Source organism: Arthrobacter pascens, assembly GCF_030816475.1.
GTDB lineage: Bacteria > Actinomycetota > Actinomycetes > Actinomycetales > Micrococcaceae > Arthrobacter > Arthrobacter pascens_B.
The window spans coordinates 3,383,190-3,408,941 of record NZ_JAUSXF010000001.1; the positions used below are offsets into that span (position 1 = coordinate 3,383,190).

General features: G+C 62.7%; 25 protein-coding genes. 12 read left to right on the forward strand and 13 right to left on the reverse strand.

Annotated elements, in window-relative coordinates; all coding sequences use genetic code 11:
• Positions 1-3 precede the first annotated feature (3 nt).
• From QFZ40_RS15470 to QFZ40_RS15485, 4 genes are all read right to left on the reverse strand, one after another.
• Positions 4-591, reverse strand: a complete 588-nt coding sequence (locus tag QFZ40_RS15470; protein ID WP_306905497.1) for a TMEM175 family protein — start codon at positions 589-591, stop codon at positions 4-6.
• Between the two features lie 81 nt (positions 592-672).
• Positions 673-1,356, reverse strand: a complete 684-nt coding sequence (locus QFZ40_RS15475; RefSeq protein WP_306905499.1) for a DUF4166 domain-containing protein — start codon at positions 1,354-1,356, stop codon at positions 673-675.
• Positions 1,357-1,358: 2 nt separating this feature from the next.
• Positions 1,359-2,165, reverse strand: coding sequence for an SRPBCC family protein (locus QFZ40_RS15480; RefSeq protein ID WP_306905501.1), 807 nt, complete (start codon positions 2,163-2,165; stop codon positions 1,359-1,361).
• Between the two features lie 58 nt (positions 2,166-2,223).
• The gene (locus QFZ40_RS15485) at positions 2,224-3,264 is read right to left on the reverse strand and encodes a LacI family DNA-binding transcriptional regulator (protein WP_306905503.1); all 1,041 of its coding nucleotides are present in this window, start codon (positions 3,262-3,264) and stop codon (positions 2,224-2,226) included.
• Positions 3,265-3,500: 236 nt separating this feature from the next.
• On the opposite strand from QFZ40_RS15485, the gene QFZ40_RS15490 reads away from it, so the two are divergent.
• Both QFZ40_RS15490 and QFZ40_RS15495 read left to right on the forward strand, forming a co-directional pair.
• Entirely contained in the window at positions 3,501-4,022 is a 522-nt protein-coding gene (locus tag QFZ40_RS15490; RefSeq protein ID WP_306905505.1) for a hypothetical protein, read from the forward strand.
• A 13-nt stretch (positions 4,023-4,035) separates the two neighbouring features.
• Positions 4,036-6,420, forward strand: coding sequence for a carbohydrate binding domain-containing protein (locus tag QFZ40_RS15495; RefSeq protein WP_306905507.1), 2,385 nt, complete (start codon positions 4,036-4,038; stop codon positions 6,418-6,420).
• Positions 6,421-6,561: 141 nt separating this feature from the next.
• Here the strand turns inward: QFZ40_RS15495 and QFZ40_RS15500 are convergent, their stop codons facing one another.
• Positions 6,562-7,461, reverse strand: a complete 900-nt coding sequence (locus QFZ40_RS15500; RefSeq protein WP_306905508.1) for a helix-turn-helix transcriptional regulator — start codon at positions 7,459-7,461, stop codon at positions 6,562-6,564.
• Between the two features lie 185 nt (positions 7,462-7,646).
• Here QFZ40_RS15500 and QFZ40_RS15505 point away from each other — a divergent pair, with 185 nt between their 5' ends.
• The 4 genes from QFZ40_RS15505 (at position 7,647) to QFZ40_RS15520 (ending at position 10,207) form a co-directional block, all read left to right on the forward strand.
• Positions 7,647-8,882: a multidrug effflux MFS transporter gene (locus tag QFZ40_RS15505; RefSeq protein WP_306905509.1), complete on the forward strand. Its 1,236-nt coding sequence runs from the start codon at positions 7,647-7,649 to the stop codon at positions 8,880-8,882.
• 53 nt (positions 8,883-8,935) lie between these two features.
• Positions 8,936-9,433, forward strand: a complete 498-nt coding sequence (locus QFZ40_RS15510) for a DinB family protein (RefSeq protein ID WP_306905511.1) — start codon at positions 8,936-8,938, stop codon at positions 9,431-9,433.
• Positions 9,396-9,845 carry a DUF1801 domain-containing protein gene (locus tag QFZ40_RS15515; protein WP_306905512.1) on the forward strand — a complete coding sequence of 150 codons (450 nt, stop codon included), beginning with the start codon at positions 9,396-9,398 and terminating at the stop codon, positions 9,843-9,845. Before QFZ40_RS15510 ends, QFZ40_RS15515 begins: the two co-directional genes overlap by 38 nt.
• Positions 9,846-9,949: 104 nt before the next feature.
• Positions 9,950-10,207 (forward strand): hypothetical protein, encoded by a 258-nt coding sequence (locus QFZ40_RS15520; protein ID WP_306905513.1) that lies wholly within the window; start codon positions 9,950-9,952, stop codon positions 10,205-10,207.
• A 14-nt stretch (positions 10,208-10,221) separates the two neighbouring features.
• Here the strand turns inward: QFZ40_RS15520 and QFZ40_RS15525 are convergent, their stop codons facing one another.
• From QFZ40_RS15525 to QFZ40_RS15555, 7 genes are all read right to left on the reverse strand, one after another.
• Positions 10,222-10,695: an SRPBCC family protein gene (locus tag QFZ40_RS15525; protein WP_306905514.1), complete on the reverse strand. Its 474-nt coding sequence runs from the start codon at positions 10,693-10,695 to the stop codon at positions 10,222-10,224.
• A 155-nt stretch (positions 10,696-10,850) separates the two neighbouring features.
• On the reverse strand, positions 10,851-11,609 hold the full coding sequence (locus tag QFZ40_RS15530; protein ID WP_306905515.1) for a DUF624 domain-containing protein: 759 nt from the start codon (positions 11,607-11,609) through the stop codon (positions 10,851-10,853).
• Between the two features lie 69 nt (positions 11,610-11,678).
• A complete protein-coding gene (locus QFZ40_RS15535; RefSeq protein WP_306905516.1) occupies positions 11,679-13,322 on the reverse strand; it encodes an ABC transporter substrate-binding protein in 1,644 nt (547 codons plus the stop codon).
• 21 nt (positions 13,323-13,343) lie between these two features.
• Positions 13,344-14,213 carry a carbohydrate ABC transporter permease gene (locus tag QFZ40_RS15540; protein WP_306906940.1) on the reverse strand — a complete coding sequence of 290 codons (870 nt, stop codon included), beginning with the start codon at positions 14,211-14,213 and terminating at the stop codon, positions 13,344-13,346.
• Between the two features lie 29 nt (positions 14,214-14,242).
• Entirely contained in the window at positions 14,243-15,226 is a 984-nt protein-coding gene (locus tag QFZ40_RS15545) for an ABC transporter permease (protein ID WP_306905518.1), read from the reverse strand.
• A 12-nt stretch (positions 15,227-15,238) separates the two neighbouring features.
• Entirely contained in the window at positions 15,239-17,284 is a 2,046-nt protein-coding gene (locus QFZ40_RS15550; protein ID WP_306905519.1) for a beta-galactosidase, read from the reverse strand.
• 292 nt (positions 17,285-17,576) lie between these two features.
• Entirely contained in the window at positions 17,577-18,320 is a 744-nt protein-coding gene (locus QFZ40_RS15555; RefSeq protein WP_306905521.1) for an aspartate/glutamate racemase family protein, read from the reverse strand.
• A gap of 112 nt (positions 18,321-18,432) precedes the next feature.
• Between QFZ40_RS15555 and QFZ40_RS15560 the strand changes: the two genes are divergently transcribed.
• From QFZ40_RS15560 to QFZ40_RS15580, 5 genes are all read left to right on the forward strand, one after another.
• The gene (locus tag QFZ40_RS15560) at positions 18,433-19,257 is read left to right on the forward strand and encodes a MurR/RpiR family transcriptional regulator (RefSeq protein ID WP_306905524.1); all 825 of its coding nucleotides are present in this window, start codon (positions 18,433-18,435) and stop codon (positions 19,255-19,257) included.
• A gap of 134 nt (positions 19,258-19,391) precedes the next feature.
• Entirely contained in the window at positions 19,392-20,963 is a 1,572-nt protein-coding gene (locus QFZ40_RS15565; protein ID WP_306905525.1) for an NCS1 family nucleobase:cation symporter-1, read from the forward strand.
• 147 nt (positions 20,964-21,110) lie between these two features.
• Positions 21,111-21,548 (forward strand): TfoX/Sxy family protein, encoded by a 438-nt coding sequence (locus tag QFZ40_RS15570; protein WP_306905526.1) that lies wholly within the window; start codon positions 21,111-21,113, stop codon positions 21,546-21,548.
• A 22-nt stretch (positions 21,549-21,570) separates the two neighbouring features.
• On the forward strand, positions 21,571-22,356 hold the full coding sequence (locus QFZ40_RS15575) for an SDR family NAD(P)-dependent oxidoreductase (protein ID WP_306905527.1): 786 nt from the start codon (positions 21,571-21,573) through the stop codon (positions 22,354-22,356).
• Between the two features lie 104 nt (positions 22,357-22,460).
• Positions 22,461-22,712, forward strand: coding sequence for a hypothetical protein (locus QFZ40_RS15580; protein ID WP_306905528.1), 252 nt, complete (start codon positions 22,461-22,463; stop codon positions 22,710-22,712).
• 269 nt (positions 22,713-22,981) lie between these two features.
• On the opposite strand, the gene QFZ40_RS15585 is transcribed toward QFZ40_RS15580, so the two are convergent.
• Positions 22,982-24,343 carry an MFS transporter gene (locus QFZ40_RS15585; protein ID WP_306905529.1) on the reverse strand — a complete coding sequence of 454 codons (1,362 nt, stop codon included), beginning with the start codon at positions 24,341-24,343 and terminating at the stop codon, positions 22,982-22,984.
• Between the two features lie 154 nt (positions 24,344-24,497).
• Between QFZ40_RS15585 and QFZ40_RS15590 the strand changes: the two genes are divergently transcribed.
• Positions 24,498-25,748 carry an Nramp family divalent metal transporter gene (locus QFZ40_RS15590; RefSeq protein WP_306905530.1) on the forward strand — a complete coding sequence of 417 codons (1,251 nt, stop codon included), beginning with the start codon at positions 24,498-24,500 and terminating at the stop codon, positions 25,746-25,748.
• Positions 25,749-25,752 lie beyond the last annotated feature (4 nt).

Here is a 25,752-nt window from a genome sequence, read left to right on the forward strand (position 1 = left end):
CGGTTAGTCCCCGGGTGCCCGGGTGACGAAGTGCTCGACGCGGCGGTCGGGAATCAGCCAGATCAGGGCAACCACTGTGTAGGCCGCAAGGCCGAGCAGCGGCTGCACGACACCCAGGGCGATGCCAATGAGGTAGATCAGCGGGGAAGCTTTGCCTTTCCAGTCCCGGCCAACGGCCCGGGCGAGGGCCCCGTCTCTGCCCTGTTTCCGGATCAGGGCCTGCTCGAGGACGAAGTAGGCGATCGCCGCACAGAGCAGGTTGATTCCGTACGTCAGCACCGGGATCTGAACGAAGCCGGATTCATCCATCCAGCGGGTGCTGAACGGAATCAGCGAAAGCCAGAACAACAGGTGCAAATTGGACCAAAGGATCGCCCCGTTGACCCGGTCGGCCAAGTGGATCATGTGGTGATGGTTGTTCCAGTAGATCCCGACGTAAACGAAGCTGAGCAGGTAACTGAGGAAAGTGGGCAGGACACTGGCCAGGCCGTGCCATGTCGGTTCCTCCGGCACATGCAGCTCCAGCACCATGATGGTGATGATGATGGCCAGCACGCCATCGCTAAACGCCTCCAGGCGGTTCTTGTTCACCAGGCTCCCTTCATCAAAGCATCATCCTAATTCAGGGATCGTTGGCTTCGCGTTGTTGCTCGGGGAGACCTCACGCCTTAGCTACTGCCGGTGCTCCTCACGGATCGGCCTCAGCCGTTGTGGAGCGCCTTCGGCCGGGATGGCAGGAAACGTGCAGGTGAACTCGCCCCTGTACCCGAAGAGGAATCCCAGGACAGGGTTCCTGACCTGCACCTGGATGGTGAAGACTCCTCGATCGTCGTCGAATGTCTCATAAAGATCGGCGGTCCCGGTAAACGCCGGCGGGAAGGTGAAACCGAGGAAGCCTTCGTAGAAACGCTGGCTCGTGGATTGAAGATGCAGCGACCCATCAGCCAGCACCTCAAGGACGAGGTCGGTGGCGAGGTGCTGGTGCGTGCCGAGATAATCGACGATCCCGCCGTTCTCAGCACTGTAAATCATGGTTGCGTCGAAGCGGCGTTGCTTGGACGGCGATAGCTCCAATGTGCGGACGAAGGTGACAGTGGGCCGACCCAAGCCGTCAATGTAGGGGTAGTTTTCAATGGTGAAGGGAATGTTCGATCCCTGGTCCGGGAAGAGGATGTTGCGGTACGCCCCGAGGCGCAGGAACGGCTCGGTCCACCAGGCTCCGCGCCGGACTTCGGAGAAGACGCCCCGTCCCACGCAGGCGTAGCCGGATTCCGTGTCAACGCCGAACCGCTGTTGCAGCATGGGGTGGAGGCGTTGGAAATCCTCTCCCAGCGCACGGGCAAAGATCGATGCCATACCTACTCCTGCCCCACCGTCTGAGCCTGGGCCTGTTTCTTCTCCGGCGACGGAAGGGATCCGAGCGCGGACGGGGCCAGGGCCGAGCGCCGGTCAGGCGCCCGTCGCAGGCAACGCCTGGCTCGCGGGACGGTCCAATGCGACGGAGTCACTAGTGCTGCGAGGGCGGTACCCAACGCGAGGATCAGAGCGGCGTCGGCCCTGCCGCTGGTGAACGCCGGGCGGATCAGGAACGCCGCGGCTAGGAGTCCGGCAGACCTGGCTGTTGCATCGATAATCCACCGGTTGCGCGATTGCCTGGGGTCGACGTCCGATTCCGCCCACAACCGCAACCGGTCAAAGCTTAGTGCCGTCGCCCACCCCAGAAGCGGCCGGATCACCGGGCCATCCAGCATCCCGCCGAACCGGCCCATTCCTGGCTGATAGTTATAGCCGGTGACGAACCGGACTCCCTGTTCCGTGGGAATGTAACGCCAATAGCCTGAGCCTGGCCCGATCGGCGAAAGTGGGTCCGTGGTGGAGAACTTCAGGACTGAGGTGGCCTGTCCGTCTCCCCGAAACCTGTTGCCCAAGGACGTTCCGGTCCCTTTGATCGTGTGGAACGGAAGCCGGAACTCATAACGGAACCTGGTCGGCCCGTCAGGCTCCCGGCCGGTCGGAACGATCCGGGAAAACCTCAGGTCCCACCGCGGATGCAGGTCCGGATCCTGGCTCAGTGTCCACAGCCGCTCCATGGGCGCCCGGATGGCAATCTCGACGTAAACCTGCCTGTGGTCGCCAAAAAGCGGCCTGCGTTGATGTTCCCCCATGCCAGCATCATAAATGGGAGCCGGCGCCTTAAAGCTTCAGGCGCTCACACCTGGGATTTCAGGAAATGGGCGCAGTCGACGCGCGCACCACCAGTCGCGGCGGAACAATGAGCGGCTCCAGGGCCTCTTCACCGGGCTTGGTGATGAGTGCCAGCAACCTTGAGACTGCCAGTTCACCGGCGGCCTTGAAATCGATGTGGACGCTCGTCAGCGCGGGTTTGTAATAGGCAGCGCCCCGAACATCATCAAATCCCACAATGCTCATATCACCAGGCACGTCAATCCCGCGCTTGTCGAGTGCGGCGAGCGCGCCCATCGCCATTTCATCATTGGCAGCCACGATCGCCGTCGTGCCGTCATCAAAGCCCGCGTCCCTGGTGATCCTGAATCCGGAGGCGGCAGACCAGTCCCCGTGCTCCATTCCTGTTACGGCCATCCCGAGCGTTGCGGCCTCGCGGACAGCCGTCTGTAGGCGCTTTGTGGTGGAGAACCACCCCTCGGGTCCGGCGATGATGTAGATCCGCCGATGGCCAAGGTCGTGCAAGTGGCGGACCACAAGCTGGGCGCCCGGGTCAATGTCTGACTGCGCGTGAGGTCCTTGCAGGCCGTCACCGTTGACTTCACGCAATAGCGGGACGTGCAGGGCGAGTTCGTCGAAGAGTTCGGCGAATTCTTTTGTAGGCGCCAAGGCCAGTGCGCCGGCCACGTACTGCAGGCCCGTCTGTTTGACGGTCCTTGCGCTGGTTTCCGGTGAATCGACGTCGAGATTCACGATTTCCAGAACATATCCTGCCGCCGCAGCGGCGCTGGCTGCGGCGCGGACGATATTGCTTGGCCCTGCTTCCGACAGCTCGTACACGAACAGGAGAATGCGCGTGGGCTGGCTTGTCCTCAGCGCCCGGGCCAGCGGGTTCGGACGGAAGTCAAGTTCCTCCATGGCCTGGCGGACCTTTGCCTTGGTGGCCGGCCTGATTCCCTGGAAGCCGTTGAGGAAGCGGGTCACTGTCTGGGTGGAGACTCCGGCCGTTTCCGCGACATCGTAAATGGTCGCCGCCCGGCGGATCGTCGCTGCCTTTACGGCGTCAGTTTCCTTCGTCACGAATCGTTCTGCCCTCACTGCCGTTTCCCAGTGCTCCAGAATATACCCCTCCAACAATCCGTTTCGCCAGCAAATGTATATCGATTGACAAGAGGAATCCGCGCGGGCTAACGTCTGCCCAGGAACTCGGTGCAGAGTTCGAAACCAGGAGGCGTAGACCGTTGTTGCCCATTAGGCCCGTACTTCCACCTCCCCCAAAACCCAGGCCAAACGGCTGTCGTTCCTTCGGGCTGACATTGCCGGCGGGAAAGGCTGCCGCTGCCGCACTTATCCTGGCCGCCGCTACAGGCTGCTCAGGCCCAGGCGCCTCAGTCGACCTCTGGCAGGGCAAGGCCGTCGACTCCTCAGACCTCTCCTTGGCTCGCGGAATCTCTTTGGTCTCCTCAGTGCCGGTGGGCAGTAACGGACACGTAAGCGAACCGGACGCCCGCAGCCAGATCGTGGTCCTCAAGAGCGTCGCCACACAGCATCCGGACATCCGGGCCCTCATTGTCAGCTCCAGCAAGTCGGCGACCACGGAATCAATGGTGAATTTCGCCGCCGATTGGCAGCTTCCCCGTTCAGGAGTGGTCAGAGACAATGCAGCTTCGCTTGCCCAGGCCATCGACTCAGCCAAAGACGCCGTCACCACCGTCCTGATCGAAGACGGCCACGTGGTCCGCTCATGGAGCAATCGGGTCGTACTTGCCCAGGAAATCGATGCGGCATTGACCGATGCTGCGGTCACCCCAGGTTCGACGCCAACGACGGCGCCGTAAGAAAGAGGAAGAGATGAAACGAAAGTCTGCGCGAAGGCGCATGGCCGCAACGGCGGCCAGCGTCGTTGCAGCACTGCTAGTGGCTACGGGTGTCATCGGAACATCAGTGCCGGCGAGCGCGGCAGGTGCGACCTACTACGTCGACTGCTCCGCCGCAGCCAACGGCACCGGAACCCAAACGTCCCCCTGGAACAGCTTTGCCACCCCGAATACAACCACCTTCGCCCCCGGCGATCAGCTCCTCTTCAAGCGTGGCACCAGCTGCGCAGGAACCCTGCATCCCCTCGGATCAGGCAGTGCCGCGGGCGGATCAATCACCATCGACGCTTACGGCACCGGAGCCCTGCCAAAGATCAATGCCGGCGGAGCAACGGACGCCGTCTACCTCTACAACCAGCAATACTGGGAAATCCGGAACCTCGAAATCACCAACACGGGAGCCGTCAAGGGTGCGAACGCCCGCAGGGGCGTCTACATCGTCCTGGAGAACTTCGGCGCCGGGAACCACTTCAATGTCAGCAACCTGAACATCCACGACGTCAACGGCAACACCTCCAAGGAGGTCGATGGAAGCGCGGGGATTCTCTTCGCCGTCCTCGGCACAGCCACCCCCACCTGGTTCAGCGATGTCGTCATCGACGGAAACACTGTTGCCAACATTGCCCGCAGCGGAATCAACATGAGCAGCTCCTGGCTCTGCCGCCCATCCATCGGCTGCAACACCCCGGCATGGACCCCCTGGCAAGGCGTGATCATCCGGAACAACACGGTCCATGACACGGACGGCGACGGGATCGTCGCCCAGATGACACAGAACGCTGTCATCGAACACAACGTTGTCTACAACGCAGCACTGGCTCCCAATATGGCCAACGCGGGCGTCTGGGCCTGGGATGCCGACGGGACCGTCATCCAGTACAACGAGGTCTACGGAACCAAGAGGCTGACCGGCAACAATGACGGCCAGGGATACGACGTCGACTACGGCCAGGACGGCACCGTGGTGCAGTACAACTACAGCCACCAGAACGACGGCGGCTTCATCCTGTACTGCGGTTGCGGCGGCGGTTCCCGCCTGAACAGCAACTCCGTTGTGCGGTACAACGTCAGCCAGGACGACAAGCTCCGTGTCATCAACATGCTTGGTGCCACGGACGCAAAGTTCTACAACAACTCGATCTACATCCCCGCCGGTTCCACCGCTAACGTCTTCGAATCCTCAGGGGCATGGAACGACCTCATGGTGGCCAACAACATTATTGTGAACAACGGCAGCGGCGGGTACGTGTACTCCAGCCAGACGCCCGATCAGTACGCCTGGCTGAACAACATCTTCTACGGGAACCATCCGGCCAGTGAACCCAACGACCCCCGGAAAATCACGGCGGATCCTCTTCTGGCGTCAGCCGGTTCAGGCGGCACGGGGACGGGCTCTGTGAGCGGATACCAGCTGACATCGGGCTCCCCCGCGATCGGCGCCGGGCTGGTTATTCCCAACAACGGCGGCAAGGACTACTGGGGCTCCACCGTCCCCTCCGTCTGCCCGCCCGATATCGGAGCAGACCAGTTCAGCTCCCCCTCGGACGCCACCTGCCTTGCCAATCAAAACCTGGGTTTCGAGGCCGGGTCCTTGTCGGGCTGGAGTCCCTGGAATACGGCCTCCGTCGTGAACACCGGAGCCCACTCCGGCACCTACGCCGCCCGCCTCGGATCCGCACCTGCCTCCGTGGAAAAAGTGGTGAACCTTGCCCCATGGACCACCTATAGGGTTTCGGGCTGGGTGAAGTCGGCAACCGCCGGAGAAGTAGTAAACGTCGGCGTCAAGAACTCGGGCGGCCTCGAAACCACGGCCAGCGCCTCAAGCACGGCATGGACACAAGTATCAGCTGACTTCACCACTGGTTCGACAGACGGACCCGTGACCCTCTACTGCTATAAGAGCAGCGGAACGGGCAACGGCTACTGCGATGACCTGGCAATTACCCCGGTGAAGAATTACCTCGTCAACGGCAACTTCGAATCCGCCCATACAGTGCCGTGGCGAAACGGCGACTTCTCGCTCAGCAGCACGGCTTCGAACGGCAAGTTGGCCGGGCTGGCCAATTCGTCCCTTAGTGGCAGCACCCTCTGGCAGATCGTCTACGGCCTCAGCCCCAACACGACCTATCGCTTGACCGGCGCGATCGCCAGCCAGGTCGCGGGCTCCCAAACTGCTCTGGAGGCCAAACTTTACAACGGCACGGCAGTCTCCGCAGTATCGACGACGTCGACGGCATACGGCAAGCAGTCACTGACGTTTACCACCGGCGCCGGTGTCACGTCGGCGAGGATATACTGCCACCTCGCCTCCGGCACCGGGGATGGCTACTGTGACGAGGTGACGCTCACGCAGCAGTAATCGCCTCCTCACTGTAGGAAGAGGGCCGGCTTTGAACCGCACCTCCGGAAGTTGGGCTTGGCACCCCCGCTTCCGGGGGTGCGGTTCATTCCGGCCGTTCAGGCGCCGAAGAGAGGAAGGCGTTGGGGGGTCCAGCAGCCCTCAGGGATGCTGGACTTTTTGTGGCGGGGCCGTGGCGGCAAGGTCCTGGATTCGTTCAGTGGCAGCCCAGCTGGCCAGCAGGCGGAGGCGTTCGTCGGATGGGGAGCCTGGCACCGCCGGATAGACCGTGAGCGTGAAGCCCGGGTCTTCGGCGAGTTCCATGGCCTCGTAGGCGAGCTCAAGCTCCCCCACCACGGGATGGCGGAAGATTTTGGTTCCAGCGTAGTGGCGCCGGACATTGTGGGCAGCCCAGCGGGTCCGGAATTCGTCGCTGCGCGTGGACAGTTCCCCGACCAGGTCGGCCAGGGCCTTGTCGAAAGGGTTGCGTCCGCTTTGCGTCCGCAGGATGGCGACGTTGGTGTTGGCCGCCCGTTCCCAATCGGGATAGAAGTCCCGGGCTTTGGGGTCCAGGAAGATGAAGCAGGAGTGGTTGGCAGGACGTGCGGGGCTGCGGTACATGTCCGAGTACAGGGCGTAGCCGAGCTGGTTGGCCGCGACGATGTCCATGTAATGGTTGCCGATGAGGGCCGGCGCTCCCGTAATGGCGTCAAGCATGAACTGCAGCGGCGGGCGGACTGCCCTGAGTTGAACCGGACGACGGCGGGCCTTGCCTGAGGTGCCCGCGGTGCGGGCGAGGTTGTAGAGATGGTCCCGTTCGGCCTGGTCAAGCTTCAGTGCACCGGCGATCGCGTCCAGGACACTTTCGGAGGTACCGGACAGGTTGCCGCGCTCCAGCTTTGTGTAATAGTCCACGCTGACCCCAGCGAGCATGGCAACCTCTTCACGGCGCAGGCCGGGGACCCGGCGTCGGCCGCCAAAGAGCGTCAGTCCGGCCATCTCGGGACTGATCTTGGCGCGCCTCGAGGCAAGGAACTCGCGCACTTCCATCCTGTTATCCACCAGTCCAAGCTACCGCGGGACGGCACGGAGTAGGGAGGTACTGCGAGAACCTGGATCAACAGAGCCCTCGCTGCAAATGGCATGAACCTGTTGCATTGAACATGTTCCCCTTCGGGCCTGAGTCCCGGGTCAAGCCCTGACTACAGGCCCTGGCCACAGGCCCTCATCACAAGAACGGAGCCAGCGTGACCGCCGTCGACACCCCGGTACCCGCCCGTGAACAGACCGTCGGCCGCCCCCTGGCGGTCGTGCTCGGACTGCTGACAGTCTTCGGTCCGATTTCCATGGATCTGTACCTGCCCGTACTTCCTGCCCTCACGGCTGAACTTCAGAGCACGACGTCGGTGGCCCAGCTGACCATCACGTCCTGCCTTCTGGGCCTGGCCATCGGACAGGTCATCGCCGGCCCCCTCTCGGACCGGTTCGGCCGCCGTACGCCGCTGCTGATCGGCGTCATCGCCTACACGGTGACCTCGGGCCTGTGCGCACTAAGTCCGACCGTCGAAGCACTCATCATCGCCAGGTTCGTGCAGGGCCTCGCCGGCGCCGTCGGCATTGTCATTGCACAGGCTGCTGGCCGGGACGTGTATTCAGGCGGCAAGCTGCTTCGCTATTACGGCCGCCTCACGGTGCTTGGAGGACTGGCGGCCATCATTGGCCCCGTCATCGGCGGCCAGCTCGCAGCCGTGACGGACTGGCGCGGAGTCTTCCTGTTTCTCGCCGCCGTCGGAGTCGCCATCCTCGTGGCGTCACTGGTGGTCTTCACGGAGACGCTGCCGGTAGGCCGGCGCGTCACCGGCGGGTTCTCGCATACCCTCAATGACTTCCGCCGGCTCCTTGCCGACAGGGTGTTCGTCGGGGCTGTACTGATCACCGGCTTCACCTACTCTGCGATCTTCGCCTACCTGAGCGGGGCGACATACATCCTCCAAGGCATGTACGGCCTCTCCCCGCAGGGCTACTCGTTCGCTTTCGGACTCAACTCCCTGGGCTTCATGGTCTTCGGATTCATCGCCGGCCGCCTGTCCGAAGGCTGGTCTGAACGAGGAACGCTCGCCCTTGGCCTGATCATGACAGCCGCCGGCGCCCTGGGCCTGCTCGCGACGGCACTGCTCCATCTACCCCTGATCGCCATCATCCTGTCCCTGTTCACCATGGTCAGCGGCGTGGCCGTGACCAGTCCGCCGGCCACCTCGCTGGCGCTGAAGGACTATCCGGACATCGCCGGCACAGCCTCCTCCCTGCTGGGACTGGCCCGGTTCGCTTTTGGCGGCCTCGCCGCGCCTCTGGTCGGCATCGGCGGAGCCAACGATCCTGTTCCGTTCGGCGTCGTGGCATCCGTTTCCGCAGCAGCCGCCGGACTTTCCCTGGGACTGGTCAACAGGCGCCGCAAGAACCGGAACGTTGCGGGCATTGCCTAAGCCAGGTTCCCTGGCCGGTTGCTCCGGGCGGACCGTCTTGGAATACTGCACACATGCCCTCGCTCCCTGTAACCCTGTCCGAAGAAGTCATCAGCCAGCCGGCCCGGGCCCAGTTCGAGGCATTCCTCAATGAGCATCGGAGTGCACTCAATAGCTGCCTGGACGGGCTGACCGAGGAACAGGTCCGCGCGTCATTGGTGCCTTCCCGGACTACGCTGCTGGGCCTGGTGAAGCATGCCACCTTCGTCGAGAAGGTCTGGTTCGACGAAGCCATCACGTGCAGGCCCCGCGCCGATATCGGCATTCCGACGACGCCGGACGAGTCGTTCATCCTCGACGACGATGACACTATCGCCGCCATCCAGCGGGCCCACCACGACGCATGCGAGGCATCCCGCAGGGCGGCGTCCTCCCTGCAGCTGGATGACCTCGTCCACGGAAACCGCCGCGGCCCGCTCCCCCTGCGCTGGGTGTACCTCCATATGCTGCGCGAGCTCGCCCAACACTGCGGTCATGCGGACATTCTGCGCGAGCAGCTCCTCAGCGATTAAGGGCATGGTGGTACACGTGGACTACATCAAGGACGAACGGGTAGACCGGTACATCGAAGCACTCCCGGCATGGCAACAGGCCATCTGCCAGCGGGTCCGCGACCTGGTCCACGCGGCGGATCCGGGTGTCGAGGAAACCATCAAACGGACCGTCCAGCCGTACTTCGTCCTGGACGGAAATATCTGCGCGCTCCTTGCGGCGAAGGACCATGTCAACGTCTTCCTGTACGACGGCGGCATCGTTCCGGACCCGCAGGGCATCATCACCGCCGGACACGACAACAAAACCGCCCGCACCGTTGCCTTCCGTGAGGGCGAGAACATCGATGAGCAGGCACTCGGCGATATGTTCAGGGCCATCATCGCGAATAACCGGGCGGGTGGCTGGCGGAAGATCAAAGGCAGCCAGTAGTCGGACCCTCTTCAGGGCCCTTTCCACGTGTAGATTTGTCCAAAAATGGTGCGGCGCAAATGTCAAAGCGGACCACCTCGAAAACTGCCTCCCGAAGGAGCCGCATGACAAGCACTGATATTGAAAAATTCCTCCGGGAGTCCGTGAACCAGGAACCGGATGCCGAATCCGGCCTCGACGCGGATGAACTCTACGGGCTGTATACGAGCTGGTGCCTGCTCAACAACGTGGAGCCCGAGACCCCCGATGCCCTGTGGACTGCCCTGAAGGGGCGCGGCATCAGCCCCGGCAGCAACCACCTGACGATGAAGGGGCCGGTGGCCGCTGACTACATTATTGCCAGCGCGCCCGATCTGGACTGAAGGAAGGGCCGGTCCTAGAGCTCCCCGGTCGCTCCGGCGTCGTTCACTTCACCGCGCCAGCCGCCCGTTTCGCTTCCTCGCGACTCAACGAAATCCTTGAACTTGCGCATGTCCGCCTTCACCTGCATATTGTCGAGGTTCAGGACGGCCCCGGCCTTCTCCGTAAAGGTTTCCGGCGCCCATTCGAATCGCACATGGACCCTGGTGGTGTCGGCGTCGAGCGACGTGAAGGAGACAAGGCCGGCGTGGGATTTGCCGTCGAGGCTGCGCCAGGCAATCCGCTGATCGGGCTGCTGGTCGATTATTTCAGTGTCGAACTCTCGTTCCACTCCGCCAATTTTGGTGACCCAATGGTTGGTCGTATCGGTCAACTGGGTCACGGACTCAACGCCCGACATGAACTCCGGAAAAGACTCAAACTGCGTCCACTGGTTGTATGCCGTCCGTACCGGAACGGCCACGTCCACAGTTTCTTCTACGGTTTCCATCTGATTCCTCCTGCTCGTGATGGTCGGTTCGCATCAGCTGACCGAAGGCGGCCGCATCATGGCCGAGCCGGCGGCCGCCACGTGTGAAACACTAAGCTTGCTGACTTCCTCTGTCCAGACCCGTCGGAAACTCCTCCACGCTCCAGGTTCCACGCCTACCCGGCAGGCACCGTGAACTTGTGCTCGATGAACGCCAGCAATGGCCGGGAGTTCAGGCAGATCAGGTGGACCACAACCCCGGCTAAGAAGATCAGCAGCGACACAGTGGTGACCGTCAATAGGAACGCCGTGACGAACAGGATGCCGGCGTTGCCAAGGGATACCCGCTTCTGCGCACCCAGGCAAAACAGCGAGAGCCGGTGGATGTCCCGGCGTCGGAAAGTAAACCGGGACAGCAGCAGCATGGCAGTAATGGCCGCGGTGCACAACATCAGACCCAGTCCCAGCAAACCGAACCTGGCGGCGGCCTGGGCCGGATCGCCCGGGTCAAGGGACCCGGGCAGCGAGTTCAGGTTCAGGACAATGGCTCCCAGCACCGCCACGTATGGCAGCCAGACCATGAGCGCGCTCGGGAAGTTGCTGCGGTAGCCCCGGACGAAGTCGCGCAGGACGCCTGTCTCCTCCCCCGCCAACAGACGGTTGAAAGCGTAGGCGGCGGCCACCAGCGACGGACCCACCGGCACGAAGGACAGCAGCACCACCATGCCGCCAGCGAAGGAACCCCCGCCGGCGGCGTTCAAATCCGGGTTCGAAGCCGCGTTCGAAGCCGCGTTCGCCAATGTGACCAACACAGGCGCCAGCACGAGCGGGATGTTGCACAGCACCAGCAGGGCACTGCCCACCATCACGCCGTAGACAACTCCGGCCGCCTTGAACAGCGGGCCGGAGCCGTATTCCGCCTTCTTCAGTGCCACGGCCTACCCTTCCTTGCCTTCACGTGCCCGCCGCCTTCGCGTGCCCGCAGGCGCTGGCTTCGGGTGAACCTACTTCTTGCTGCCGTTGGCCTGATAAGCCTTGTAGGCCTTGTTGGCCAACTCTACGTACTTGGACTGGCCCTTTGCGTCGAGTTCCTTGACGTAGGCATCGAACTGGCTCAGCGGCCGCTGTCCGGTGATGAACTTGAGGGTGTTCTGCTTGACATGGTCCTTCAGCGGCGTGAGCGCCAGCGTGGCCTGTTCACGGTCGGTATCGCTGTATGGCACGGGAGGCAGAGTCTTCAACGGGGTCTTGCCTTGCATGTCCTTCTGGAACTTGAGCTCTTCCGCACTCATGGTGGACTGCAGCAGGTCAGTGGACCCGCCATAGGCGAAATTTCCGCCGGAGAAGCCATAGTCGACGCGCAGGTCCTTGGTCCCGGCAGGGTTGAGGCCAAGGAAGTTGACGTCCGGAGCCAGCTTGCGCTTGCCGTCGGCGCCGACGTCGTAGGTGGTCCCCTTGACTCCCCACTTCGTGAACTCCTGCCCTGCGTCGCTGTAGAAAAGCCAGTCAATGAACTGGATCAGCGCCACAAAGTTGTCGTTCTTGGCAACGGAAGCATTCAGCATGATGCCGTTCTCCAACCGCGAGCCGCCGATCAGGTCCCCGGCAGGCCCGCCGGGAACGGTGATCTTGGAGATCGCGAAGTTACCCTTGCCCAGGGACTGCTCCATGGACGTCCGGTACGTGACGATGTTCTGTGAGTTGGTGCTGATCACGAAGGACTTGCCGGAGACGAACTTCTGGATGGCGGAGTCGTCAGTCTGGGTGAAGCTTTCCGGATCCATCAGCCCTTCGGATACCAGTGAGTTGAAGTAGGTGAGCAGTTCCTTGAATTCCTGCGAGCCCGAGCCGAAGCTGAACTTCTTGTCAGAATCGTCGAAAACCAGGCCGTCCACCAGGCCCCAGCCGCTCACCGTGCCGAAGGCGGTCCCTGCGATGTTGAGGACCGCATTGCCGTTGAAGCGATCCGAGAAAGGGGTGACGTCCGGGTAGGCCTTCTTCAGGGCCCGCAAGGCATCCCTGAATTCATCCCAGGTCTTGGGGATCGCGATATTGTGCTTCTGGAAGATGTCGGTGCGGACCGCGAGGGTGTAGTCCGGCCACAGTTCCTCGTGCAGGCCGGGCAGCACATAGTACTTTCCGTCCTGCTGCCTGAGGCCCTCGATTTCTGGCTCGAGCTTCCATTTCCTGATCTTGTCCTGGAAGTTGGGCATCAGGCCGACGTGGTCACTGACCGGCAGCACAGCACCGGACGAGACGTAGGCGGCCTCCTGGCCCGGGTAGGTCTTCGCGATGATTTCCGGAGCGCTGCCCGAACTGATCAGCAGGCTGCGCTTCTGTTCGTAGTCACTGCTGGGAACAATGGTGGGATTGAGGGTGACGTTGTTGTCCGCAGCAAGCTTCTGCCACAGCAGCCAGTCCTTTTTGTACGGGTAGGTGGGTTGGTCGCTGAACAGGAAGCTGAAGGTGAGCGGCGCCGTTGCCTTGAACGTGTCTCCTACGCCGAAGCTGTCCATCGCTCCCGCTCTGGCCTTCGAGGTGTCAGTGATGCCAGCCTCGGAGTCGCACGCTGCCATGGTCAGGCCAATCGCGACGACGGACGCAAGGCCGAGGAAGTCTCGTCTGCGGAGCTGTCGTTGGGGGATCATTGGGTGTCCTTTCATAAGAGGTTATTCCTTGACGGAACCGAGCATGACGCCCGAAAAGAAGTACTTCTGGACGAAGGGGTAGACGCAGAGGATGGGGAGGACGGTGAGGACGATGGTGACGGACTGGATGTTGGCGGCGATCTGCCCCACGTTTTCCACGGTGCCGCCGGCGGAACCTGCAGTGGTGACCCCGGCGATCATGTTGCGCAGGTAGATCGTCACCGGGAACAGCTCAGGCTTGTCCAGGTACAGGAAAGCCGTGAACCAGGAGTTCCAGTTGGCCACCGCATAGAACAGGACCATGGTGGCCACGATGGCCTTGCTCAACGGCAGGACCACCCGGAACAGCACGCCGTACTGCGTGAGCCCGTCGATCGCCGCGGCCTCCTCGAGTTCCCGCGGCATGTTCTCGAAGAATGACTTCATGATGAGCAGGTTGAAGACGCTGATGGCGTTGGGCAGGACGACAGCCCAGATGGTGTCCCGCATTCCCAGCGAACTGATCAGGACGTAATTGGGGATCAGGCCGCCGTTGAAGAACATGGTGAACACCGCCAGTCCGATGAAAACACTGCGGCCCTTCAGGTCCTTTTTGGCGATGGCGTAGGCAAACGTGGTGGTCAGGACCATGGAAATGGCCGTGGCCACCACCGTGTACAGGACCGTGTTGCCGTAGTTGCTCCAGAACGTCGAATCCGCCAGGATCAGCCGGTAGGTCTCCACATTGAAGCCCAGCGGCACCAGGTTCACCCGGCCGGAATTGATGAAGCCTTCACTGGAAAATGACTGGGCAATGATATTCAGGAACGGGTACGCCGTGATGAAGACGACGGACAGCAGAAACACCAGGTTGAACGCCCTGAACGCCTTCATGCCCGTGGATTCCTTCATAGCCCGGGGTGTGGACACCTCGGCCGCCTTCACCAGAGGCTCGTTCCGGCAGTGCGGCGGAAGATGGCGTTCGCAGACAGGATCAGCACCAGTCCGATCACCGATTCGAACATCCCGATCGCGGCCGCATAGCTGAAGTTGCTGGATTCCACGCCGACCCGGTACAGGTAGGTGGAGATCACATCAGAGGTTGCATAGTTCAACGGGTTGTAGATCAGCAGGATCTTCTCGAAGCCCACCGCCATGAATGTGCCGATGTTCAGGATCAGGAGCGTGACGATGGTGGGCCGGATGGCGGGCAGCGTGATGTGCCAGGTCTGCTGCCAGCGGTTCGCCCCGTCGATTCGGGCTGCTTCGTAGAGGGATTCATCGACGCGGGTCAGGCTCGCAAGGTACAGGATGGCACCCCAGCCCATGGTCTGCCACACCTCGGAGCTGATGTACATGGGCCGGAACCAGTTGGCGTCCTGCGTGAAGTTCACCGTGGATCCGAAGAGGCCTTCCGAGATCTGGTTGACCGTGCCCGTGAGGGAAAAGTTCTGCAGGATCATGCCGGCGATGATCACCACGGACATGAAGTGCGGCAGGTAAGCCACGGTTTGGACGAACTTCTTGAACTTCTGCGAGCGCAGCTCATTGAGCATCAGGGCGAAGATGATGGGCATCGGGAAGCAGAAAAGCAGGGTCAGGACGCCCAGGACGATGGTGTTCTGGAATGCCTGCCAGAAGCTGGGATCGTTGATGAACAGGACCACGTACTTCAGGCCCACCCATTTCTGTCCAAAGATGCTGCCGCCGGGCTGGAACTGCCGGAAGGCGATCACGTTTCCCAGCATGGGCAGGTACCGGAAAATCGCCAGGTACAGCAGCGGCAGGACCAGCAGGGTGTAAAGCCGCCAGTCCCGCCTGATGGCAAGTTTCCAGCCCGTTTTGGTCTTCATGGCCTTCTTCGGCGGCTTCACGCCCTTCATGGCGGGCTGAGCCTCAGGTGGGACTTCAAGTCGTAGTGCCACGGGTGTTCCCTCCTATCGTGTGGGTTCTGCGAGGACCAATACCTCGTTGGGGGGAAGCTCCACCGTTCCTTGGATCCGGCGTCCGGTGAGCCGGTCGGTTCCCCCATCGCCGACGTCGACCCTTGCGGGGGCATCGTTGTGGTTGAGTACCAGCAGGAAGCTGCTGCCGCTGCCAGTACGACGCCGGACCTGGACCCCCGGCGGAGCCTGCAGTTCCGGCTGGACGCCGGCAGCCTCGCATTCGGCTGCGAGCAGGAGCTTCAGGAAGGTGGGGTCAACCCGGGCGGAGAGGTACATCGCGCTGCCTTTCCCGAAAGTGTTGCGGGTGACTGCCGGCGATCCGGCGAGCCGGCCGGAATCATAGCTCGCCAGCACTTCGGCTTCTTGGGTGTGCAGGTGCTCAGTCCAGTAACTGGCGGAGGCGGTGCCGCCGTCGGAAGTTGTGAGCTTCACTTCCTCCCCCTCCCCGGCGAGGGGGTGCATTTCCTCGCTCCATGCGCCCAGGACCTTCCGAAGAGCGCCCGGGTAGCCGCCCAGCCGGATCGTGTTGGACTCATCCACGATGCCGGAAAGGTAGGAGACCACCAGGCGGCCGCCGTCGGACACGTAGTCCTCGAACCGCTGGGCGGATTCGTCGTTGAGCAGGTACGCCGCCGGCAGAAGGACCAGGCTGTAGGCCGAGAGGTCGCTCTGAGCGCTGACAAAGTCCACGGTGATGTTGGCATCGAACAGGGGGCGGTAAAGGCGCAGGACCTCCTGGGCGTAGTTCAGGTCTGAGCGGGGTGAATTTCCCAGTTCCAGGGCCCACCAGCATTCCCAGTCGAAGACGACGGCTACCTTGGCGGTGGCGCGGGTTCCCGCCAGGCCGCCAAGGTCCTTGAGTTCGTTTCCCAGCTGGACGACCTCGCGGAAGATCCGGCTGTTGGGGCCGGCATGGCCCACCATGGCGGAGTGGTAACGCTCCGTGCCGCCCTTGGCCTGGCGCCACTGGAAAAACAAGATGGAATCGGCACCCTGGGCAATGGCCTGGTAGGAGCCGAGGCGCATCTTGCCCGGGAGCTTGGAAACGTTGACCGACCACTGGCTCACTGCCCCGGTAGCCTGCTCCATGACCATCCAGGGCTGTCCCTTGCGGAGCGACCGCATGAGGTCGAAATTCAGGGCAGCCGCCACGTGTGCGTCCGCTTCGCGCGGATCGGGGTAGATGTCCAGGGCGGCGGCGTCCTCTTCTGCAGCCCAGGCCCAGTAGTCGTTGGTCTTGTAGAAGCGCATGAAGTTGGTGACGATGGGCAGGTCGGGGGTGTGCCGGCGCAGGATGTCCCGCTCGGCCTTGAAGTGCTCGAGCATGCTGTGCGACGTGAAGCGGTGGAAGTCGAGGCGGCGCGAGGGGTTGGACCAGGTCCGCGGCTGCGCCGGGACGTCCACCTGGTTCCAGTCCGAATATACCTGGCCCCAGACGTCGGCACTCCAGGCCTGGTTGAGTTCCTCCAGCGAAGAGTATTTCTGCCGCAGCCATCCACGGAACGCTTTGGCAGCCCATGGGCCGTAGGAGACGGGGCCGTATTCGTTGCCCACGTGCCACATCATCAGCGCCCGGTGTTTGGCGTAGCGATCCCCCATCTGTTCAGCCATGGCTAGCGCCTTTTCGCGGTACACGGGATGGGAGACGTCGAAGTGCTGGCGGGAACCGAAGCCGAAAGTGGAGCCGTCGGCAAGTTCCGGCAGGATGTCAGGGTGCCGGGCAATGAGCCAGGCTGGCGGAACAGCATCAGGCGTGGCAAGGTCCACGCCGATGCCGTGTTCGTGCATGAGATCCATGACGTCATCCAGCCAGCCGAAGTCGTAGACGCCGTCAGCCGTTTCCAGCCGGCTCCACGAGAACACTGCAAGGGTGACCAGGTTGACCCCTGCTTCCTGCATCAGCCGGGCATCCTCGAGCCAGACGTCGCGGGGCCACTGCTCGGGGTTGTAGTCCCCGCCGTAGGCAATGCCTCCCAGGCGTTGGTGCATGCGATGGAGGCGTTCCTCCGCTAAATGCGCGTCAGGGCTGATGGTCATCTTTGTCCTTTGCTCGGCATCTCCGCCGCACGATTCTTCCCATGCGACCTGCATCACACGTAGAAACTATCGTAAAGTTTACGCAAGCACAAGGAGTCACCTGAACGGGCGCGAATGTATACAGACGCGGAAATTTTGCCGGCCGCATTCTCGGACAGCGCAATGTAGCGGCCGTTTGGGCAGTGCAGGGCTACTCAGGCGCGAGAGTTCATCCGGTTGTTTCTGATAATTTTTAGAAACTATCGGAGTGGGAAGATCTCGGAACGGCCTTAAAGCAGGCCAACCGCGGGCGTCAGGACACCGCGGGGGTGTCCACAGCAGGCCATGGCCACCCGGTAATGGTTTTGGGACGCGGCGTGGCGTACGTCCGGACCTTGGACGTGGACAGCCCCATCCGCACCAGCGACTCGGCGATCGTCACGGCCGCCGCCACGCCATCCACCACCGGGACTGAAGCCCGCAGCCGGATCTGCTCATCGAGACCGGCCATGCCGCCGCAGCCAAGCACAATGACCTCAGCCCTGTCCCTGCGTACGGCAAGCAGCGCCTGCTCCACGATCGCTTCGACGGCCCGCTCCGGATCCTCTTCCAGTTCCAGGACTGCCAGTCCGCTGGCCCGGACAGATGCGCAACGGGCATCCAGCCCGGCGAGCTTCAACCGGTCCTCGATCAGCGGCACTGTCCGGTCCAGGGTGGTGACCACCGAATACTTGTGGCCCAGGAACATGGCCGTGCTCGCTGCAGCTTCGGTGATGTCCACCACCGGAACATCGAGGAGTTCCTGCAGGCCTTCGCGTCCGTGCTCGCCGTAGCCGGCCTGGATCACCGCGTCATACGGCCCCTCATAGGACAGCACTGTGTCCATCACGGCGATCGCGGCGAGATAACTTTCGAAATTTCCTTCGCAGGAATCTGCACCGAAGCGGGGCGTCAGTCCGATGATTTCCGTTCCTGCGGCCGCAACGTGCCGTGCCTGGGCGGCGATGGAGTCGGTCATGGACCGGGTGGTGTTGACATTGGCAACGAGAATTCTCATGGTCCTTTTCCTGCTTCCGCCGATCGGGTATGAAGCCCTTCCCCAGAAGTATGCCCCGGACCGGGACCGGACTAAGAACCGGTGAGTGAGGTTGCCGTGAGACGGTAGTTTCATGAGGATCGACGAACGAATCGGACAGCAATACCCGGGGCTGAGCCCCCAGGAGCAGAAGGCTGCCGACACTCTCCTGGACCGGCTGGGCGACCTCGCAACCTACAACGCAGCAGAGCTGGCCGTGCTCAGTGGTGTTTCCAAAGCCACCATGAGCCGCCTGTTCCGAAGGCTGGGGTTTGCGGATTTCAATGAGGTGAAGGAGCACACACGAAACATCCGTTCCAGTGGAATGCCACTTGGTTCAGAGGATACTGACGCCAGCCTTGCCGGACACCTGGACCGGGAGGTGGAAAACGTCCGCCGCCTCTTCGAGCTCCTCGATGATTCCCGGCTGGCGGCTGCGACCGAAAAACTGGCGGGCGCCGGCACTGTGCTCCTCATCGGCTTCCGCAACAGTTTCCCCGTGGCGCTTCACCTGAGGCAGCAACTGCTCCAATGCCGCCAAGACGTCAACCTGGCCCCGCAACCCGGGCAAAGCCTCGGTGAGGAACTGGCGGGACTGGGCGACGGCGATGTCGTAGTCCTCTTTGGCTTCCGCCGACGGCCGGCGGATTTCTCCAGAGTCCTTAAGGCTGCGGCCTCCACGGGGGCGGCAACCATCCTCATCGCGGATTCAAGTGCCAGGCGGCTCGCGGCGGATTCCACTGTCTGGATTGAATGCCCGGTCGACGGCGGGCACGCCCTGGACAGCTACGCCGCGGCCATGAGCCTCGTCAGCATCCTCTCCAACGGAGTCCTCACACTTCTTGGCCGTGGTGGCCGGGACCGCGTCCGGAAGGTTGCCGGGTTCTTCGACTCGCTGGGCGAGATCGAATCCTCTTGACCCCAATGACACGCCTGCCCTCCGTCAGTAAAGAGAATTTGTTGCTGCAGAAACGCCAGTGAAACATCCGTTCCATCTAATTGCTCTTATGAAACGGCCGGACCGTCGGCTGTCCTGATCAATCAGAGGAACCCATGCCAGAGTCCCAGACGGCCGCTCCCCTTCGGGAAGACGTTCCCCCGGCAGCCGGCCCCTATGCCGCTTATGATCCCCAGCTCAGCAACGAGGATCTCGCTCCGCTCAGGAAACAGCACTGGAGCAGCTATAACCTTTTCGCGTTCTGGATGTCCGACGTCCACAGCATCGGCGGCTACGTCACGGCCGGAAGCCTGTTTGCCCTCGGACTGGCGAGCTGGCAGGTCCTCGTTGCCCTGCTGGTGGGCATCGTCATTGTGAACGTCTTCTGCAATCTGGTCGCGAAGCCGAGCCAGCTTACGGGCGTCCCCTACCCCGTCATCAACCGCGCCGTCTTCGGAGTCAAGGGCGCCAATATTCCCGCCATTATCAGGGGCCTGATAGCTGTCGCCTGGTACGGCGTCCAGACATTCCTGGCCTCCGAGGCCCTGGTGATAGTTTTCCTGAAGTTCTTTCCAGGCATGGCGCCGCTGTACGACGTCGAAAAGTCCGGCTTCCTGGGGCTCTCCACCTTGGGCTGGATCTGCTACGGAATCCTGTGGGTGGCACAGGCAGCACTGTTCTGGAACGGCATGGAAAGCATCCGGAAGTTCATCGACTTCGCCGGTCCCGCCGTCTATATAGTCATGCTGGTGCTCGCCATCTACCTCGTCTCCAAGGCCGGCATCGGCAACATCAGCCTTAATCTGTCCAGCGGCGAGCCGCTGGACTTCGCGTCCTCCATCCCCGTGATGATCTCGGCGATCGCCCTGGTGGTCTCCTACTTCTCCGGCCCGATGCTGAACTTCGGCGACTTCGCCCGCTACGGCAAGAGCTACAGCGCAGTCAAGAAGGGCAACTTCCTGGGCCTGCCGGTGAACTTCCTCTTTTTCTCACTCCTGACCGTCATCACGGCGTCGGCGACCATCCCGGTGTTCGGCCACCTCATCACGGACCCGGTCAAGACCGTCCAGGAAATCGACAGCGTCTTCGCCGTGCTGCTCGGCGGCCTGACCTTCGTCATTGCCACTGTAGGAATCAACATCGTGGCCAACTTCATCTCGCCCGCCTTCGACTTCTCCAACGTCAGCCCGCAGAAGATCAGCTGGCGGGCAGGAGGCATGATTGCCGCCGTCGGTTCAGTCATCCTTACGCCCTGGAACTGGTACTCCAATGACGACGCAATCCACTACACCCTGGGTGTCCTGGGGGCTCTGATCGGTCCCCTGTTCGGAATCCTGATCGCCGGCTACTACATCATCAGCCAGCAGAAGGTGTGGGTGGATGACATGTACACCCTGAAGTCCACGGGCCGGTACTGGTTCCGCAATGGCTACAATCCGAACGCCGTCAAGGCCGTTGCCATCAGCGGCGCCATCTCCATTGCCTCGGTGCTGATTCCCAAAATACTGCTCGATACCGGCGCCACATCGGTGAACGCCACCTGGATCGGGAACTACAGCTGGTTCCTGGGCTGCGGCCTCGGCCTCGTGGTGTTCTGGTTCCTGGAGCGGCGCTCACCCATGATCAGCCTTGAACCGACCGGAACCGAGGCGGACCTCAACGTCAGCGAAGGCCTCCTCAGCCTCTGACCCGGGCACGAACGAGCAGTTGTTAACCCTCTTTCCGCGCGGTTTGAGGGCATTAGCTGCTCGTTCGTGTGCCCGTTGAGGCGGGAACAGCCGGCCATCCTTGGAATAGCGTTGTCAGCCCACCGGAGCATTCCTACAGTTGGAACCATGAACCAGTGGGACCACAACACTGAAACGGAAAGCGGCGGAGAGCCTCCCGACGCCGGCGCCAATCGACGGCAGCTGCGCGCGGCGGCGCAGGCGGTCCTCGACCGGCTGTCCGGGGACTACATTGTCCGGCCCGGTGTTGAACGCGACAGGATGTTCGGCAGCGACGGACTGAAGGTGAATGGAAAGTTTTTCGCTTTCATTGGCAGGGAGGGCCGGCTGATCCTTAAGCTGCCCGCCAGCCAGGCCGCAGATCTTGTGGCAGCAGGAAAGGCTGAGCCCGTGACCATCGGCAGCCGGAAGACGCGTGAGTGGGTCGGGCTGCCGATGCCCGGAGCGCCCGGGGACACGGCCGAGTGGAAACGGGCCCTGGGTGATGCACACAGCTATGTGGCCGCAGTGACGGCGCCCCAACCGTCTGCGGCTGAAAACGAATAGCCGGACCCGAAGGGAATATGCCGTGGCGCGAATCTTCATCACCGGCTCAACCGACGGACTTGGCCGTGCCGCGGCAGAAGCCCTGATCAATGAGGGCCATGAGGTGGTGCTGCATGCCAAAACACCCGCCCGCGCAACCGCCCTGGCAAACCTCGCACCGCGCACAGGAGGCATCGTCGTCGGCGATCTCAGCAGCGGCGCTGAAACCCGCGCACTTGCCGACCAGGTGAACAACATCGGCAGGATGGATGCCGTCATTCACAATGCGGGCACTTATCTGGAACGGACACGGGGAACGACACCGGAGGGGCACGCACGGACATTGGCCGTGAATACGCTGGCACCCTACCTCCTCACCGCCCTGATTGACCGGCCGGACCGCCTGATCTACCTCAGCAGCGGAATGCACCGCGGAGGCACAGCATCCCTGCACGACATCGACTGGACCGAACGGCGCTGGAACGCCGGCCAGGCATACTCCGAGAGCAAGCTCCAGGTCACAGCGCTTGCCTTGGCGCTCGCACGACGCTGGCCGGACGTGCTCAGCCATGCCGTGGACCCCGGCTGGGTTCCCACCAGGATGGGCGGCCGCGGCGCGCCCGATGATCTGGAACTTGGCCACGCCACCCAGACCTGGCTGGCCACCAGCAACGACCCCGAAGCAACCCGGAGCGGTGGCTATTGGCACCACAGGAAGCAGCTGCAGCCTTCCCCGCACGCCCTCGACCCTGGCTTCCAGGATCGGCTCCTGGACCGCCTGACCGAACTTACCGGCGTCGTGCTGGGAACAAGCAAAACGACCAGGTAGCGCCACTCCGCCGCAATGACGGCCGGCGTGCACTCCGTCGGCATCATCAAGCTATCTGGCGTGTCTTCCCTCTGCGGATTTGCCTGGTCATAGGATGGGGCGCCATGGCACTGCAACTTGTTCAGGTGAATTTCAAGGCCCGGGACTCAGCGCTGGGCAGGTTCTGGGCGGAGGCCCTCGGCTGGGGCGTTTCGAGTGAGGGGCCCGGCGTGACCAACTTTGAACCCCTGGGCTTCGTCTGGCCCGATCCCGTGGCAGTCTGCGTCGATGTCGTCACCGTCCGGACCCCGAAACGGTGGAGTACCGCACGCACCTCGATCTCGGCACCACCTCCACGGCCCACCAGGCTGAGCTGACTGGACCCTGCACTTGGTGACTGGTGACCACGCGAGGCTTCGCTCGGCGAAAGATGTCGGGCCCTATCTGGAGTTCCTTCGCACTCCAGTCGTGAAGACCGTGTGCGGCTGTGTCAATCTCGACCTGATGCCTTATCCAGGCGGGGATCAGGCCGCAGAGGTGGCCCGGCTGCCACTGACGCCGATGTCGGCCAGGGCGATGTGCCATGGGTATGTCTCACCGATTCGGAGGGCAACGATTTCTGCGTCCTCCGACCGCACTGAAACGCTTAGACTGTCCGTTCGCGCCACAGCAGCGTCACCGGAAACACCAAAACGCTCAGGACAACCATGGCCGTGACCATAAGGCCCCAGCTCGCCTGATCCACGCCGTCGGCCCCAAACACCCCGATCAGCACGGTGGCCGTGATGGCGCCGACATAGCGGCAGGTCTGGAAGATCCCGGCGGCAACCCCCCGTTCCTGGGGCGTTGTTGACACGAACATGCCTTGGTTGGAGGCGACGCTGACCGCCCCGTAGGGCACGCCCATGATGGCAGTGAGCGCCAGTACCAGCGGAATGGCCAGCGAACTGGTCAGCGTCCACATCAGGGCGCCGGCGGCAGCCAGGAGTACCACGCCGTAAATCAGCACCCGCCGCACGCCGAACCGGCTCATCGCGCGGACGGCCCAGGGCGTCGCCACGACGGACATGGCGGCAAGCGGCAGCATGAGCAGTCCCACGACTCCCGGATTGTAACCGGCCGCTTCCTGGAGCAACTGCGGCAGGCCGAAGAACACGAAATAGTAGGCGCTGCTGAAAACGGCGAAGCACAGATACACGATCATCAGCGGCCGGTTGCGCCCCAGGAGCCGAAGATCAAGGAACGGCTGGGTGAACCGCAACTCCCGCCAAACAAACAGGGCCGCGATGACTGTTCCCGCGCCGAGCAGCCACCAGCGGTAATCGGGCAGCACATTGAGCAGGGCCATCATCATCAACAGGAGCGACGTGACGAAGCCCAGGATGCCCGGAATGTCCGAGGCCCGCACCAGCTCGGCCACGGTTCCCCGCTCCCGGGCCCCGTCCCGCGGCGCAACCTGCCTCACGATCAGCAAGGCCGCAAGCGCCAATGGCACGTTGATCAGGAACAAGGCCTGCCAGCCGACGGCCCCGACCAGGAGGCCTCCAACGACGGGGCCCACGGCGGCCGCGGAGGTGTTGGCCATTTGGATGCGGCCCAAGGGACGGGCCGTTTCCATGCCGGCCTCACGGGCAATTCCTCCGACCATCACGACAGCGCTCGGATAGGCAGCTGCGGTGCCCAGTGCCATCACGGCCCGGACCACGCAGAGGACTGCGAAGTTCGGTGAGAACGGGGCAAAAGCGCAGGTCACAGCGACCAGCCCCATGCCCAGCATAAACATCCGGCGGGCACCGAACCTGTCCGCCAGCCTTCCCATCAGGGGCTGCCCTGCCGCTGAACTGAGGTAGAAGGACGTGATCACCCAGGTAACAGTGGCAACGTCGAGGCTGAAATCCGCGCGGAGCACCACCAGCGCCACGGCAATCATGGATGAATTCAAGGGGTTCAGCGCCGTGCCCAGGCTGAGGCCGGCGACGGCCAGACTGGTCCGCGATTGGTTGCTCACGGAAACAGTCTGTCGCACAGCCATCAGGAACTTCGACTTGATGAAGAGGAGTGCAGCGTCGAGGCCAAAGTTGGACAACCTAAACTCTACTTTTCGGTATACCTAAATTGAGATATCCTCGTTCTATCAGTACCCCCAATGACGAGGATCAACGATGGCAGTTACCACCCTTTCGAAACGACAGGCGACTGGCCGCAAATGGTCACGCCTGCTGCTGATGGGCCCTGCCTTCGTAGCCGCCATTGCCTACGTGGACCCCGGAAACGTTGCCGCGAACCTGACCGCCGGCGCGAACTACGGCTATCTGCTCATATGGGTCCTCGTCGCCGCAAACGCGATGGCCGTCCTGGTGCAGTACCAGTCCGCCAAGCTCGGACTGGCCACTGGACTGAGCCTTCCCGAGATCCTCGGCAAGCGACTCGGCAACGGACGCCGCAGGCTCTTCTGGGTCCAGGCCGAGGTTGTGGCCGGGGCGACGGACATGGCGGAAGTCATCGGCGGGGCTGTGGCGCTTAACCTGCTGTTCGGACTCCCCCTGCTGGCAGGAGGCATCATCATCGGCCTGGCCTCCATGCTGCTTCTTGCACTGCAATCAGCCCGGGGCCAGAAGTCATTCGAATACGCCATCCTGATCCTTCTGGGAGTCATCGCCGTCGGGTTCGTCTCAGGCCTCTTCGTGAATCCACCCGACGCAGGAAGTGCACTGAACGGGCTCGTGCCGCGTTTTGAAGGCACCGATACTGTCCTTCTTGCCGCCGGCATGCTCGGCGCCACGGTGATGCCGCACGCAATCTACCTCCACTCCGCCCTGGCCCGGGACAGGCACGGCTTTTCCGAGGATCCGGCCGTGCGGACACGCCTGATCCGGGCCACACGATTCGATGTTGCCGGCGCCCTCCTGCTGGCCGGCGTCGTTAATATCGCCATGCTCCTGCTGGCCGCTTCCAGCCTCCGCGGGATCGAGGGAACCGACACGATCGCCGGAGCCCACGCCGCCGTCACGTCAGCATTGGGCCCGGCCATCGGCGTCGTCTTCGCGATCGGCCTGCTGGCATCGGGGCTGGCATCCACCTCGGTCGGGTGTTACGCCGGGGCCACCATCATGGGCGGACTGCTCAAGTTCAGGATCCCGCTGCTGACCCGCCGCATCATCACACTGATCCCGGCCCTGGCGATTCTTGGCCTTGGCGTCGAACCGACCCTCGCCCTGGTCCTCAGCCAGGTCCTGCTCAGCTTCGGCATCCCGTTCGCCCTAATCCCGCTCATCCGGCTCACCGGCAACCGCGAGGTCATGGGTATCCACACCGACTCCTGGGCACTCAAGCTCGCCGGTTGGACCAGTGCCACGCTCATCGTCGGACTCAACTGCATCCTCATCGTCCTGACCATCACCGGCCAGTCCTGACGGG

Excerpts from the sequence above, each read along its gene's own strand:
- QFZ40_RS15475 (WP_306905499.1), bottom strand. The coding sequence starts at position 1,356 with ATGGCATCGATCTTTGCCCGTGCGCTGGGAGAGGATTTCCAACGCCTC.
- QFZ40_RS15480 (WP_306905501.1), bottom strand. The coding sequence starts at position 2,165 with ATGGGGGAACATCAACGCAGGCCGCTTTTTGGCGACCACAGGCAGGTT.
- QFZ40_RS15495 (WP_306905507.1), top strand. The coding sequence starts at position 4,036 with ATGAAACGAAAGTCTGCGCGAAGGCGCATGGCCGCAACGGCGGCCAGC.
- QFZ40_RS15510 (WP_306905511.1), top strand. The coding sequence starts at position 8,936 with ATGCCCTCGCTCCCTGTAACCCTGTCCGAAGAAGTCATCAGCCAGCCG.
- QFZ40_RS15515 (WP_306905512.1), top strand. The coding sequence starts at position 9,396 with ATGCGGACATTCTGCGCGAGCAGCTCCTCAGCGATTAAGGGCATGGTG.
- QFZ40_RS15520 (WP_306905513.1), top strand. The coding sequence starts at position 9,950 with ATGACAAGCACTGATATTGAAAAATTCCTCCGGGAGTCCGTGAACCAG.
- QFZ40_RS15525 (WP_306905514.1), bottom strand. The coding sequence starts at position 10,695 with ATGGAAACCGTAGAAGAAACTGTGGACGTGGCCGTTCCGGTACGGACG.
- QFZ40_RS15535 (WP_306905516.1), bottom strand. The coding sequence starts at position 13,322 with ATGATCCCCCAACGACAGCTCCGCAGACGAGACTTCCTCGGCCTTGCG.
- QFZ40_RS15540 (WP_306906940.1), bottom strand. The coding sequence starts at position 14,213 with ATGAAGGAATCCACGGGCATGAAGGCGTTCAGGGCGTTCAACCTGGTG.
- QFZ40_RS15550 (WP_306905519.1), bottom strand. The coding sequence starts at position 17,284 with ATGACCATCAGCCCTGACGCGCATTTAGCGGAGGAACGCCTCCATCGC.
- QFZ40_RS15555 (WP_306905521.1), bottom strand. The coding sequence starts at position 18,320 with ATGAGAATTCTCGTTGCCAATGTCAACACCACCCGGTCCATGACCGAC.
- QFZ40_RS15560 (WP_306905524.1), top strand. The coding sequence starts at position 18,433 with ATGAGGATCGACGAACGAATCGGACAGCAATACCCGGGGCTGAGCCCC.
- QFZ40_RS15565 (WP_306905525.1), top strand. The coding sequence starts at position 19,392 with ATGCCAGAGTCCCAGACGGCCGCTCCCCTTCGGGAAGACGTTCCCCCG.
- QFZ40_RS15570 (WP_306905526.1), top strand. The coding sequence starts at position 21,111 with ATGAACCAGTGGGACCACAACACTGAAACGGAAAGCGGCGGAGAGCCT.
- QFZ40_RS15580 (WP_306905528.1), top strand. The coding sequence starts at position 22,461 with ATGGCACTGCAACTTGTTCAGGTGAATTTCAAGGCCCGGGACTCAGCG.
- QFZ40_RS15590 (WP_306905530.1), top strand. The coding sequence starts at position 24,498 with ATGGCAGTTACCACCCTTTCGAAACGACAGGCGACTGGCCGCAAATGG.